Source organism: Hydrogenophaga sp. NFH-34, assembly GCF_021401345.1.
Classification (GTDB): domain Bacteria; phylum Pseudomonadota; class Gammaproteobacteria; order Burkholderiales; family Burkholderiaceae_C; genus Hydrogenophaga; species Hydrogenophaga electricum.
Genome location: NZ_JACBGE010000003.1, coordinates 242,491 through 254,954 on the forward strand (window position 1 = coordinate 242,491; position 12,464 = coordinate 254,954).

Genomic DNA, 12,464 nt, shown 5'->3' on the forward strand with positions numbered 1-12,464 from the left:
GCGCGCTCAGCTCACCTGCCGCTTGTCGAGCTTGCGCGTGAGGGTGCGCCGGTGCATGCCGAGCCGGCGGGCAGCCTCGGAGATGTTGAAGTCGGTCTCGGCCAGCACCTGGTGAATGCGCTCCCACTCCAGCGTCTTGATGGAGCTGGTGCGGTTGGTGATCTCGACCTCGGTGTTGCCCGCCTTCTGGGCAAAAGCGGCCTCGATGTCGTCGGTGTTCGACGGCTTGGCCAGATAGTGGCAGGCGCCGAGCTTGACCGCCTCCACCGCGGTGGCGATGCTGGCAAACCCGGTCAGCACCACGATGAGCATGCCGGCGCTGGCACGGTGCAGGGTCTGTACGCAGGCCAGCCCCGACGCCTCGCCCTTGAGCTTGAGGTCGACCACCGCGTAGCCGGGTGTCGAGCGGGTCAGCAGGTCCTCGACCTCCTGCAGGCTGGTGGCGTGAAGCACCCGGTAGCCGCGCCGCTCGAACGAACGGCGCAGCGTCCGGGCAAAGGCCTCATCGTCTTCCACCAGCAGCAAACAGCGTTCTTCGTTTTCCATGGGTCTCAGGCCTTGCCGCCCGACAGGGTGATGGCCGCCAGCGGCAACCGGATGGCGACTTCCGCGCCGCCTTCGGGACGGTTGCGAACGGTCACACGTCCGCCCAGGGTGCGCGCCACGTTGAACACCAGGAACAGGCCCAGGCCGGCACCCGGACGGTCCTTGGTCGATTGGTAAGGCGTGCCTGCCTGGGCCAGGATGCCCGGGGCAAAACCCGGACCCCGATCGGTCACCGTCAGGCACAGGGCATCGGCCTCGCGCGTGACGGCCAGTTTCACCCAGCCGGGCGAAGCTTCGCGCGCATTGTCGAGCACATTGAAAACCATCTGCTTGAGCGTGGTATCGGAGACCATGGGGATGTCGTCCCCGAACCCGTTGTCGTAGACGAACTGGTGGAGCGAGCGCGTGTCGCGCCATTCCTGGGCCAGCGCGTCCACGAAAGCCCGCACCGTCGTCTGCGCCGACGCTTCGCCGCGGGTTTCCCCCGCCGACAGCAGGATGCCGCTGACGATGTGCTTGCAGCGCTGCACCTGCGCCTGCATCTCGGCGATGTCCTCGCGCAGCAGCGGCTCATCGGTCAGGCGCGGGTCGTGCTGCCAGTCGCCGAGGATCACGGCCAGGGTCGACAGCGGCGTGCCCAGCTCGTGCGCAGCCCCCGACGCCAGCAGCCCCATGCGCACGATGTGCTCTTCTTCCACACGCCGCCGGTGCGCCGCCGCCAGGCGCGCATCGCGCTCGCGCAGGTTGCGGTGGATGCGGGTGATGAAGACGATCACCAGCGTCGCGTTCAGCAGAAAACACACCAGCAGCCCGAGCGCGTAGACGCTGGAAAACCCTTCGTGTAGATCGAGTGGCAGCGGCAACGGCAGGTGGTAACGGGCCAGTGCGCCAAAACACACCGCGGTGATCAGCACCATGGACCAGATGTGCGGCCCACGCAGCAGCACCGCGCCGAGCGTGAGCTGCAGCAGATACAGGAAGACGAAGGGGTTGGTGATGCCGCCGCTCAGGTAGAGCTGCAGCGTCAGCACCGCCACGTCGACCATGAAAGCCACAAACAGCTCGGAACTGCGGACATCGTGGCCCAGCCGCCAGCGCAGCAGGCTGGCCACGTTGAACAGCGCCAGGCAGCCCACCACCAGCAGCATCTCGCGCAGCGGCAGGCTCAGCCCCAGACCGTAATACGCCAGGTCGATGGTGACCACCTGGCCGATCACGGCGATCCAGCGCAGCTGGATCAGCTGTTGCAGGTTCTTGAGGCCCGCTGCCGCTTCGGCGGAACGGGTCGGGGTGGCAGACCCGGTGTCGGGAGGCTCAGCGCGGGGAACGGTCATGGGCAGGCGTGGAGAGAGGCTCGCCCACCGGGCGACGGCCGCGCTCGTAGCGTGCCACATACCAGGCCGCCCCGGCAACCAGCAACGCCATGCCGTACCAGGTCAGGGCGTAGACCAGGTGGCTGTTGGCAAATCGGATGACCGTCAGGCCCGGGCGTGGCCAGGCGGTGGCCTGGTCTGCGGGCCGCCGGCCGGGCAGGCCGGCATCGATGAAGAAGGGCGAGGCCCGCGACAGGCCCTGCCGCTGGCCCATGGCGACCACGTCGCGCGAATACCAGCGCTGGCCGGCCGGGTCATTGCGGCGCAGAAAGCCACCACCCGGCTCGTTCATCCGCAGCAGGCCCTGCACCACCACCGCCCCGGCATCGCCCGCGTCGGCGGGCGGGGCCAGCCACTGCGCCCGCTGCGTCTGCGGCACAAAACCGCGATTGACCCAGACAGCGCTGCCGTCGGCCTGCTGCAGCGGGGTCATGACCCAGAAACCCGGGCCCAGGTCGGTGACGGCCTGGGCCAGCAGCGTGCGCTCGGGCAGCCAGCGACCGCGCACCTCCACCGGCAGGTACTCGTGTTCGGCCGGATGGACCTGTGGCCACTGGGCCGGCGCGGGCAAGGCCCCCACCGCGGCGTGGACGCGCTGGTCCACCCGGTCGATGAGCGCCAGCTTCCAGGCGCGCCGCTGCACCTGCCAGGTACCCAGCGCCAGGAAACCGGCCAGCAGCACCAGACCCAGCACCGCCAGGACGACCCGGCGCCCGCAGCCCGGCAGCGCCATGCTCAGCCGACCCAGGGCGTGCTGGCGGCCCCCAGGCTCTGCGGCAGCGTGGGGTGCTCCGGCATCATGTTGGTGTTCATGTGGAACATGACCCACAGGGTGCCGGCGATCGCGATGACAACGAAGACCACGGTGAAGATCGTGGAGAGCAGCGTCCAGCCGCCTTCGACCTTGCCGTTCATGTGCAGGAAGAACACCATGTGGACCAGGATCTGGGCCACGGCCAGCGCGCCCAGCACGAGCACGGCGGTCGGCCGGTCGGTGATGACCTTGGCCATGACGAGCCAGAACGGGATCGCCGTGAGGATGACCGAAAGCACGAAGCCGGTGGCGTATTCGCGCAGCGTGACGTGCGGCCCCGCGGCGTGGTGATGGCCGTCATCGTGGGCGTGCGCCGGTGCATGCATGTCGTGTGCGCTCATCACAGCACTCCCATCAGGTAGACAAAGGTGAAGACGCCGATCCAGACCACGTCCAGAAAGTGCCAGAACATCGACAGGCACATCAGGCGGCGCTGGTTCTCATGGATCAGGCCGTGTTTGCCGATCTGGACCATCAGCACCACCAGCCAGATCAGGCCGAAGGTGACGTGCAGACCGTGCGTGCCCACCAGCGTGAAGAAGGCCGACAGGAAGGCGCTGCGCTGCGGGCCGGCGCCCTCGTGCAGCAGGTGGGCAAACTCGTACAGCTCCAGGCCCAGGAAGCACAGGCCGAACAGGCCGGTGACGGCCAGCCACAGCAGCGTGCCCTTCACGTCGTTCTTCTGCTTGCGCAGCATCGCGAAACCGAAGGTGATCGACGACAGCAGCAGGAAGGCGGTGTTGATGGCGACCAGCGTGAGGTCGAACAGCTGGGCGCCGGTCGGGCCGGCGGCGTAGCTGCGGCCGAGCACGCCGTAGGTGGCGAACAGCGCCGCGAAGATGAGGCAGTCGCTCATCAGGTAGAGCCAGAAGCCCAGCGAGGTGCCGTTTTCCGGATGCGGTTCGTGCGCCAGGTGGTAGGCGCGCGGGCTCAGGGTGGCGCCGCCGGCGCCGGATTGAAGGTGGAGATCAGACATGGGCGGCCCGCAGTTGTTGGGTGCGCAGGTTTTCGGTTTCCGTCACTTCGGAAGCCGGGATGTGGAAGTCGCGCTGGTAGTTGAAGGTGTGCACGATCGCGGCGATCACCATCGCGGCGAAGGAAGCGCCGGCCAGCAGCCACATGTGCCAGATCAGCGCGAAGCCGAGCACCAGCGACAGGGCCGAGATCACCACGCCCGCGGCCGTGTTGGCCGGCATGTGGATCGGCTGGAAGCCGGTGAGCGGGCGCTGGTAGCCGTGTTTCTTCATGTCCCACCAGGCGTCGATTTCGTGCACCACGGGGGTGAAGGCGAAGTTGTAGTCGGGCGGCGGCGACGAGGTCGCCCACTCCAGCGTGCGGCCGTCCCAGGGGTCTCCGGTCACGTCGCGCAGCTGGTCGCGTTTGAGGTAGCTGACCACAAGCTGAATCAGGAAGCAGGCGATGCCCAGCGCGATCAGGAAGGCCCCGAAAGCGGCGACCTGGAACCAGATCTGCAGGGAGGTGTCTTCGAAGTGGTTGGCGCGGCGCGTCACGCCCATCAGGCCCAGCACGTACAGCGGCATGAAGGCCACGTAGAAGCCCACCACCCACAGCCAGAACGAACGCACGCCCCAGGTGCGGTCGAGCTTGTAGCCGAAAGCCTTGGGGAACCAGTAGTTCATGCCAGCGAACAGGCCGAACAGCACGCCGCCGATGATCACGTTGTGGAAGTGGGCGATCAGGAACAGGCTGTTGTGCAGCACGAAGTCGGCCGGGGGCACGGCCAGCAGCACGCCGGTCATGCCGCCGATGGCGAAGGTGACCATGAAGGCCACGGTCCACATCATGGGCAGCTCGAAACGGATGCGGCCCTTGTACATGGTGAACAGCCAGTTGAAGATCTTGGCGCCCGTCGGGATCGAGATGATCATGGTCGTGATGCCGAAGAAGGCGTTCACGCTCGCGCCCGAGCCCATGGTGAAGAAGTGGTGCAGCCAGACGATGTACGACAGGATGGTGATCACCACCGTGGCGTAGACCATCGAGGTGTAGCCGAACAGGCGCTTGCGGCTGTAGGTGGCCACGACTTCGGAGAAGATGCCGAAGCACGGCAGGATCAGGATGTAGACCTCGGGGTGGCCCCAGATCCAGATCAGGTTCACGTAGAGCATCGGGTTGCCGCCGAAGTCGTTCGTGAAGAAGTTGGTGCCGACATAGCGGTCCAGGCTCATCAGCACCAGGGCGGCCGTGAGCACCGGGAACGAGGCCACGATCAGCGCGTTGGTGCACAGCGAGGTCCAGGTGAAGACGGGCATCTTCATCAGGCTCATGCCGGGCGCGCGCATCTTGATGATGGTCACGATCAGGTTGATGCCGGACAGCGTGGTGCCCACCCCGGCGATCTGCAGCGACCATATGTAATAGTCCAGCCCCACTCCGGGGTTCTGCGCCCCCAGGTTGGACAGTGCCAGCCAGCCCGAGGTGGAAAACTCGCCCAGGAACAGCGACACCATCACCAGCACGGCGCCGGCGGTGGTCATCCAGAAACTGAAGTTGTTGAGGAACGGAAAGGCCACGTCGCGCGCACCGATCTGCAGCGGCACGAGGTAGTTCATCAGCCCGGTGACCAGCGGCATGGCCACGAAGAAGATCATGATCACGCCGTGGGCGGTGAAGATCTGGTCGTAGTGGTGCGGCGGCAGGTAGCCCATGCTGTCACCGAAGGCCATGGCCTGCTGCAGCCGCATCATGACCGCGTCGGCGAAGCCGCGCAGCAGCATCACGATGCCCAGGATCATGTACATGATCCCGATCTTCTTGTGGTCGATGCTGCAGAACCAGTCGCGCCACAGCGGGCCCCACAGGCGGTAGCGGGTCAGCAGGGCCAGGACGCCCACGCCCCCCAGCACGACGGCGATGAAGGTCCACAGCAGGATGGGCTCGTGCGCCATGGGAACCGAATCCCAGGTAAGCCGGCCCAGGGCCCAGTGGGCCTCGACAGGGGTAACGGATGACATGTTGTTCTCGCTCAGGCAGTCGCCCGGCACCACCGCCCTGCGGTGGTGCTGGGTCGGGGGATCATTGGCGGGTCGTGGCGTAGCGGGCGGTGCGCGAATCGAGCGCGGCCAGCACCTGGATGGACTCTTCGGCGGTGCAGATGTCCTGCGGCAGGTTCAGCCCCTGCGCCTTGACGTAGGCCTCGCCCCCCAGGGCGTCGATGGCCATCATGTGGTGCATGCACATCTTGCCGTCTTCCACACAGCGGTTCAGCACCTTGTCGTACAGGCCGGGCTCGACCGAGGCGAAGCGCTGCACGGGATCGCGTTCGCTGGGTTCGGCCAGCTTCACGTAGGTGGCCCGGTCGAGCGCCTGGCCTTCGGTCTTGGCCTTCTGCACCCACTGGTCGAAGTCGGCGTCGCTCAGGCCATGGAACTTGAACGTCATGCCCGAGAACCCGGCGCCGCTGTAGTGCGAGGACATGCCCTTGTACACACCGGGCTGGTTGATCACGGCGTTCAGCTCGGTCTGCATGCCCGGCATGGTGTAGATCATGCCCGCCAGGTCCGGCACGTAGAACGCGTTCATGGTCGTGGTGGACGTCAGCTTGAACAGGATCGGGCGGTTCACCGGTGCGGCCAGTTCGTTGACGGTGGCAATGCCCTGCTCCGGGTAGAAGAACAGCCACTTCCAGTCCATCGCGACCACCTGCACCTCCAGCGGCTTGACGTCCGGCGACAGCGTCTGGGACGCCGAGATGCGGTCCAGCGGGCGGTACGGGTCGAGCTTGTGGGTGCTGATCCAGGTGATGGCCCCCAACGCGATGATGATCAGCAGGGGGCCGCTCCAGATCACCAACTCCAGCATGGTGGAGTGGTGCCAGTCGGGCGCGTAATCGGCCTCGGTGTTGGCCGCGTTCGACTGCCGGTACTTCCAGGCGAACCAGAGCGTGAGCGTGATGACCGGCACGATGATGACCAGCATCAGCAGCGTGGCCTGCACCACCAGGTGCCCCTGCTGGGCGGCGATGTCGCCGGCGGGATTGAGAACGACGGCCTTGCTGCAGCCGGTCAGGCCGGCCAGCGCCGCCAGGGCGGCCAGCCACGCGGCCCTGCGGGGCCTCGGCGGGAGATGCATACGGGACATGCGGAAGCGGATTTAAGGGTAAACGAGGATGACAAAAAACAATTCGCCGCGAATTTACCCATCTGCTCACGTTTGTCGATTGGACATTTTGTCCAAGGTCAAGTGCCAGACCACGGTTTTGGGATAGCGCCACGCTAGGTGAAAGCGCACTTGTCGGCCCCCGCGCTTGGGTGTAGAACCGTGTTGGCATCACGCCACACAACAATCAGGAGACCTTTTTCATGAGCAGTGCCGCCTCTGCCACCTTTGCCTCTGCCGCCTTCGAGGAAAGCCCTGCTGCCCTGTCCCGTGCCGACACGCACGAGGACGTCACGCCCGGAGAAATCGCTGTCGGGGTGATCATCGGCCGCTCCTCCGAGTATTTCGACTTTTTCGTCTTCGGCATCGCCTGCGTCCTGGTCTTCCCGGCCTTCCTGTTTCCATTCCTGTCGCCGCTGGAAGGCACGCTGGCCGCTTTTGCGCTGCTGGCCGTGGCCTTCGTCGTGCGGCCCTTCGGCACGGCGCTGTCGATGGCCGTGCAGCGCCACTGGGGCCGCGGCACCAAGCTGACCCTGGCGCTGTTCCTGCTCGGCATCTGCACCGTGGGCATGGCCTTCCTGCCCAGCCACGACACCGCCGGCGCCACCGCCATCGTCGCCCTGCTGGTGCTGCGCATCGGCCAGGGCATCGCGCTGGGTGGTTCGTGGGACGGCCTGCCCTCGCTGCTGTCGATGTCCGCACCGCCCGAGCGCCGCGGCTGGTACGCCATGATGGGCCAGTTGGGTGCACCGCTGGGCTTCGTGCTCGCCGCCAGCCTGTTCGCCTACCTGTACGGCAGCCTGAGCACGCCCGAATTCCTGGCCTGGGGCTGGCGCTACGCCTTTTTCGTGGCCTTCGCCATCAACGTGGTGGCCCTGTTCGCCCGCCTGCGGCTGATCGTGGGGCAGTCCTACACCCAGTTGCTGCAAGAACGCGAACTGCAACCGGTGGCCGTGTCCCGCGTGATGGGCGAAGAGGGACGCAACGTCGTGCTGGGGGCTTTTGCCGCCCTGGCCAGCTTCGCGCTGTTCCACCTGGTGACCGTGTTCCCGCTGTCCTGGATCGCTTTGCACGACCACCAGCCTGTCACCGAGGTGCTCGGGGTGCAGATCCTGGGCGCCCTGCTGGCCGCCGGGGCCGTCGTGCTTTCCGGCTGGCTGGCCGACCGCGTGGGGCGGCGCAACCTGCTGGGGGCCATGGCCGTGCTGATCGGGGTCTTCAGCCTGTTTGCGCCCTGGCTGCTGGCCGGCGGCGCCACGGGCAACAACCTGTTCCTGCTGGTGGGTTTTGTGCTGCTGGGCCTGTCCTATGGGCAGGCCTCGGGCACGGTCACGGCCAATTTTTCGACCCAATACCGTTACACGGGCGCGGCGCTGTCGACCGATCTGGCCTGGCTCATCGGCGCGGCGTTCGCCCCGCTGGTGGCCCTGGGGCTGTCCGTGCAGTTCGGTCTCGTCGCCCTGTCGCTGTACCTGCTGTCGGGCGTCGTGTGCACCCTCGGGGCCTTGCGCATCAACCGGCTCATGGAACGCCAGAGCACCTGAAACGGCAGCAGCGGGAATCAATCACAGCCCAAGACCGGTCGACGCGACCGAACTCGCGATGATCCCCGCGCTGGCGGCAGGCTCTGCCCGTCACCTGATCATGCTGATTGACACCGACCGCCAGTGGCACCTCTCGCGCCGGGGGGAGGACGCGATCAGCCAACAGACCCGACACTGCGAAGCCTTCTGCGCCCACGCCATCCGCCTGCCCGAACCGGTCATGGCGGGTGGTGCACGCGGGTGCGGCTGGACCAGGAGCGTGCCGCCAGCATGCCCGTGAGCCGCGGCTACCTGACCAAACCCCTCACCATTGAGCGCGCCCGCGAACCGATCCAGCGTTCGGTATAGGCGGCCGCGCTGCGGCACAGCCCGCGCAGGGCGGCTCTTCGCCCGCGCACAAAAAAAGGCCCGCACGGGGGGCGGGCCTTGGAGGGGAAGCGTGCAGCGATCAGGCCACGGTCTTGGCCGTCTCCACGTACTCTTCGATCTGGTCGAAGTTCATGTACTTGTAAATCTGGTCGGCCTTGGCGGTGACCACACCGGTGGCGGCCAGGTACTCGTCCTTGGTCGGCAGCTTGCCCAGCTTGGAGGCCACGGCGGCCAGTTCGGCCGAGCCCAGGAACACGTTGGTGTTCTTGCCCAGGCGGTTCGGGAAGTTGCGGGTGCTGGTGGAGATCACCGTCGCGCCTTCACGCACCTGCGCCTGGTTGCCCATGCACAGCGAGCAGCCGGGCATTTCGGTGCGGGCACCGGCGGCGCCGAAGCTGGCGTAGTGGCCTTCCTTGATCAGCTCGCTCTCGTCCATCTTGGTCGGCGGGGCGACCCACAGTTTGACCGGGATGTCGCGGGCGCCGCCGAGCACGGTGGCCGCAGCGCGGAAGTGACCGATGTTGGTCATGCACGAACCGATGAAGGCCTCGTCGATAGGCGTACCGGCGACTTCGCTCAGCGTCTTGGCATCGTCCGGATCGTTCGGGCAGCAGACGATGGGTTCGCTGATCTCGGCCAGATCGATCTCGATCACGGCGGCGTATTCGGCGTCCTTGTCGGCTTCGAGCAGCTCGGGCTTGGCCAGCCAGGCCTCGACCTTCTCGATGCGGCGGGCCAGCGTCTTCGCGTCCTGGTAGCCATCGGCGATCATGTTCTTCATCAGCACGATGTTCGACTTCAGGTACTCGATCACAGGCTCCTGGTTGAGCTTGATCGTGCAACCGGCGGCCGAGCGCTCGGCCGAGGCGTCGGACAGCTCGAACGCCTGTTCCACCTTCAGGTCGGGCAGACCTTCGATTTCCAGGATGCGGCCCGAGAAGATATTCTTCTTGCCAGCCTTGGCCACGGTCAGCAGACCGGCCTTGATGGCGTACAGCGGGATCGCATGCACCAGGTCACGCAGGGTGACGCCGGGCTGCATCTGGCCCTTGAAGCGCACCAGCACCGATTCGGGCATGTCCAGCGGCATCACGCCGGTGGCGGCGCCGAAGGCCACCAGACCGGAGCCGGCCGGGAAGGAAATACCGATCGGGAAACGGGTGTGCGAGTCGCCGCCGGTGCCGACAGTGTCGGGCAGCAGCAGGCGGTTGAGCCAGCTGTGGATCACGCCGTCGCCCGGACGCAGGGCGACGCCGCCGCGGTTGCTGATGAAGGCAGGCAGCTCGCGGTGGGTCTTGACGTCCACGGGCTTGGGATAGGCGGCGGTGTGGCAGAAGGACTGCATCACCATGTCGGCCGAGAAGCCCAGGCAGGCCAGGTCCTTCAGCTCGTCACGGGTCATCGGGCCGGTGGTGTCCTGGCTGCCGACGGTGGTCATCTTCGGCTCGCAGTAGGTGCCGGGGCGCACGCCCTGACCTTCCGGCAGACCGACGGCGCGGCCGACCATCTTCTGCGCCAGCGTGAAGCCGGCCTGGGTGGCGGCGGGCGACGACGGCAGGCGGAACAGCGTGGAGGCGGGCAGACCCAGGAACTCGCGTGCCTTGGCGGTCAGCGAGCGGCCGATGATCAGGTTGATGCGGCCGCCGGCGCGCACTTCGTCGAACAGCACGTCGGACTTGAGCTTGAACTCGGCCACGGTTTCGCCGTTCTTCACCAGCTTGCCGTCGTAGGGCAGCACGTCGACCACGTCACCCATTTCCAGCTTGCTCACGTCCACTTCGATCGGCAGCGAGCCCGAGTCTTCCTGCGTGTTGAAGAAGATCGGAGCGATCTTGCCGCCCAGGGTCACGCCGCCGAAACGCTTGTTCGGCACGAAGGGGATGTCCTGGCCGGTGGCCCAGATCACCGAGTTGGTGGCGGACTTGCGCGAGGAGCCGGTGCCGACCACGTCGCCCACGTAGGCGACGAGGTTGCCCTTTTTCTTGAGGTCTTCGATGAACTGCATCGGGCCGCGCTTGCCGTCTTCCTCCGGCTTGAAGGCCGCGTCGGGGCGGGTGTTCTTCAGCATCGCCAGGTAGTGCAGCGGGATGTCCGGGCGCGTGGTGGCGTCGGGCGCAGGCGACAGGTCGTCGGTGTTGGTCTCGCCGGGCACCTTGAACACGGTGACGGTGATCTTCTTCTCGACTTCGGGGCGGCTGGTGAACCACTCGGCATCGGCCCAGCTCTGCATCACTTCCTTGGCCACGGCGTTGCCGGCCTTGGCCTTCTCGGCTACGTCGTTGAAGTAGTCGAACATCAGCAGCGTCTTCTTCAGCGCCGCGCCGGCCACGGTCGCCACTTCGGCGTCGTCCAGCAACTCGATCAGCGGATGCACGTTGTAGCCACCCACCATGGTGCCCAGCAGCTCGGTGGCCTTGGCCTTGGAGATCAGGGCGACCTGGATGTCACCATGGGCCACGGCGGCCAGGAAGCTGGCCTTGACCTTGGCGGCATCGTCCACGCCCGGCGGCACGCGGTGCGTGAGCAGGTCCAGCAGGAAGGCATCTTCGCCGGCGGGCGGGTTCTTGATCAGCTCGATCAGGGCCGCGACCTGCTTGGCGTCCAGCGGCAGCGGGGGAATGCCCAGCGCAGCGCGCTCGGCAGCGTGGGCACGGTAGTCGGTCAGAAAGGTCGACATGGCGTTCTCCGGTGGGGTGGATAGTGTTGGAATGGATTCATGCAAGAAACCAGCCACGCACCATTTCGGGCAATGCTCGCCCGGTATGGTGCGCACGCTCGATCACTTGCCAGTAATAGCGGTAGCTGGCGCGGTCATGCAGGCGGCCTTCGTGCTGCACAGGCGCCCAGTCGGCGGCGGCGGCGGCTTCGATGATCGCCACCGCGGTGTCGATTTCAGCCTCGGCCGGTGAAAACGCGGTGACGATGGGCCGGATCTGGTCCGGGTGGATGCTCCACATCCGGGTGTAGCCCAACGTGGAAGCGGCCTGGCGGACGGCATTCTGCAGCGCGGGCAGATCCTTGAACTCGGTCACCACGTTGTGCGAGGGCACCTTGCCGTGCGCGTGGCAGGCGGCTGCCATATCGATCTTGGCGCGCAGCACGTGCGGGTGGCTGAACTGGCCAGCCAGCGTCATGGCCGAGGCGGGAATCGCCCCGCCATGGGCCGAGACGAAATCCATCAGACCGAAACTCAGCGAGGCCACACGCGGGTGGGCCGCGATGTCGAAGGCCCGGTGCACCGCTGCCGGCGACTCGATCAGCACGTGCAGCGGCAGCATGGTGGCACCGGCCGCGTCCAGGGCCGCGACAGCGCGCCCGACGTCGGCGACCGACTCGACCTTGGGCACCATCAGGTGGCACAGGCGCTGGCCGGCCTGGCCGGCGATCTGCGCCACATCGGCGTCGAAATGCGGGTGGTCGACCGGGTGCACCCGGGCTGCGACACGCGCACCCACAGGGGCACCCAGCGCCAGTTCGGTGACGAGGGCCGCGTGTTCGGCCTCGCCCCCTACAGGCGCCCCGTCTTCGCAGTCCAGCGTGACATCGAAGACGCAAGTGCCGAACTCGGCACTCAACTCGGCCTGCAACTGCAGGCTTTTCTTCATCCGCGCCTCGACACCGCTGTAGTGGTCGCAGACCGGCAATGCAAACGCACCGGCCTGGGCCCCAGCAAGAATGTCGCGCGGGTGAGGTTTCACG

Annotated in this window: 11 protein-coding genes; 2 read left to right on the forward strand and 9 right to left on the reverse strand. The window is 66.6% G+C overall.

Going from position 1 to position 12,464, the window contains the following annotated elements; translation table 11 throughout:
- Positions 1-6: 6 nt before the first annotated feature.
- The 7 genes from L0977_RS04570 to cyoA form a co-directional block, all read right to left on the reverse strand.
- Complete coding sequence (locus tag L0977_RS04570; RefSeq protein WP_234263594.1) at positions 7-546, reverse strand: response regulator transcription factor; 540 nt, start codon at positions 544-546, stop codon at positions 7-9.
- A 5-nt stretch (positions 547-551) separates the two neighbouring features.
- A complete protein-coding gene (locus tag L0977_RS04575; protein ID WP_234263595.1) occupies positions 552-1,880 on the reverse strand; it encodes an ATP-binding protein in 1,329 nt (442 codons plus the stop codon).
- Positions 1,861-2,652 (reverse strand): SURF1 family protein, encoded by a 792-nt coding sequence (locus L0977_RS04580; protein WP_234263596.1) that lies wholly within the window; start codon positions 2,650-2,652, stop codon positions 1,861-1,863. The genes L0977_RS04575 and L0977_RS04580 overlap by 20 nt, the downstream gene beginning before the upstream one ends.
- 2 nt (positions 2,653-2,654) lie before the next feature.
- A complete protein-coding gene (cyoD, locus tag L0977_RS04585; RefSeq protein ID WP_234263597.1) occupies positions 2,655-3,074 on the reverse strand; it encodes a cytochrome o ubiquinol oxidase subunit IV in 420 nt (139 codons plus the stop codon).
- Entirely contained in the window at positions 3,074-3,709 is a 636-nt protein-coding gene (gene cyoC / locus L0977_RS04590; RefSeq protein ID WP_234263598.1) for a cytochrome o ubiquinol oxidase subunit III, read from the reverse strand. Before cyoC ends, cyoD begins: the two co-directional genes overlap by 1 nt.
- A complete protein-coding gene (gene cyoB / locus L0977_RS04595) occupies positions 3,702-5,708 on the reverse strand; it encodes a cytochrome o ubiquinol oxidase subunit I (protein WP_234263599.1) in 2,007 nt (668 codons plus the stop codon). The genes cyoC and cyoB overlap by 8 nt, the downstream gene beginning before the upstream one ends.
- Before the next feature lie 61 nt (positions 5,709-5,769).
- Positions 5,770-6,825, reverse strand: a complete 1,056-nt coding sequence (gene cyoA / locus L0977_RS04600) for a ubiquinol oxidase subunit II (protein WP_234263601.1) — start codon at positions 6,823-6,825, stop codon at positions 5,770-5,772.
- Between the two features lie 230 nt (positions 6,826-7,055).
- Between cyoA and L0977_RS04605 the strand changes: the two genes are divergently transcribed.
- Positions 7,056-8,396, forward strand: a complete 1,341-nt coding sequence (locus L0977_RS04605; protein ID WP_234263602.1) for an MFS transporter — start codon at positions 7,056-7,058, stop codon at positions 8,394-8,396.
- A gap of 100 nt (positions 8,397-8,496) precedes the next feature.
- Positions 8,497-8,676 (forward strand): hypothetical protein, encoded by a 180-nt coding sequence (locus tag L0977_RS04610; RefSeq protein ID WP_234263604.1) that lies wholly within the window; start codon positions 8,497-8,499, stop codon positions 8,674-8,676.
- 168 nt (positions 8,677-8,844) lie between these two features.
- Here the strand turns inward: L0977_RS04610 and acnB are convergent, their stop codons facing one another.
- Together acnB and L0977_RS04620 are read right to left on the reverse strand one after the other, a co-directional pair.
- Positions 8,845-11,442, reverse strand: a complete 2,598-nt coding sequence (gene acnB, locus L0977_RS04615; protein ID WP_234263606.1) for a bifunctional aconitate hydratase 2/2-methylisocitrate dehydratase — start codon at positions 11,440-11,442, stop codon at positions 8,845-8,847.
- 37 nt (positions 11,443-11,479) lie between these two features.
- On the reverse strand, positions 11,480-12,463 hold the full coding sequence (locus L0977_RS04620) for an HpcH/HpaI aldolase/citrate lyase family protein (RefSeq protein WP_234263607.1): 984 nt from the start codon (positions 12,461-12,463) through the stop codon (positions 11,480-11,482).
- Between the last annotated feature and the right edge of the window lies 1 nt (position 12,464).

Bases quoted from the DNA above. Each gene is read 5' to 3' on its own strand.
- L0977_RS04610 (WP_234263604.1), top strand. From the start codon at position 8,497: ATGCTGATTGACACCGACCGCCAGTGGCACCTCTCGCGCCGGGGGGAG.
- cyoC (WP_234263598.1), bottom strand. From the start codon at position 3,709: ATGTCTGATCTCCACCTTCAATCCGGCGCCGGCGGCGCCACCCTGAGC.
- L0977_RS04575 (WP_234263595.1), bottom strand. From the start codon at position 1,880: ATGACCGTTCCCCGCGCTGAGCCTCCCGACACCGGGTCTGCCACCCCG.
- acnB (WP_234263606.1), bottom strand. From the start codon at position 11,442: ATGTCGACCTTTCTGACCGACTACCGTGCCCACGCTGCCGAGCGCGCT.
- L0977_RS04605 (WP_234263602.1), top strand. From the start codon at position 7,056: ATGAGCAGTGCCGCCTCTGCCACCTTTGCCTCTGCCGCCTTCGAGGAA.
- cyoB (WP_234263599.1), bottom strand. From the start codon at position 5,708: ATGTCATCCGTTACCCCTGTCGAGGCCCACTGGGCCCTGGGCCGGCTT.
- cyoA (WP_234263601.1), bottom strand. From the start codon at position 6,825: ATGCATCTCCCGCCGAGGCCCCGCAGGGCCGCGTGGCTGGCCGCCCTG.
- L0977_RS04580 (WP_234263596.1), bottom strand. From the start codon at position 2,652: ATGGCGCTGCCGGGCTGCGGGCGCCGGGTCGTCCTGGCGGTGCTGGGT.
- cyoD (WP_234263597.1), bottom strand. From the start codon at position 3,074: ATGAGCGCACACGACATGCATGCACCGGCGCACGCCCACGATGACGGC.
- L0977_RS04570 (WP_234263594.1), bottom strand. From the start codon at position 546: ATGGAAAACGAAGAACGCTGTTTGCTGCTGGTGGAAGACGATGAGGCC.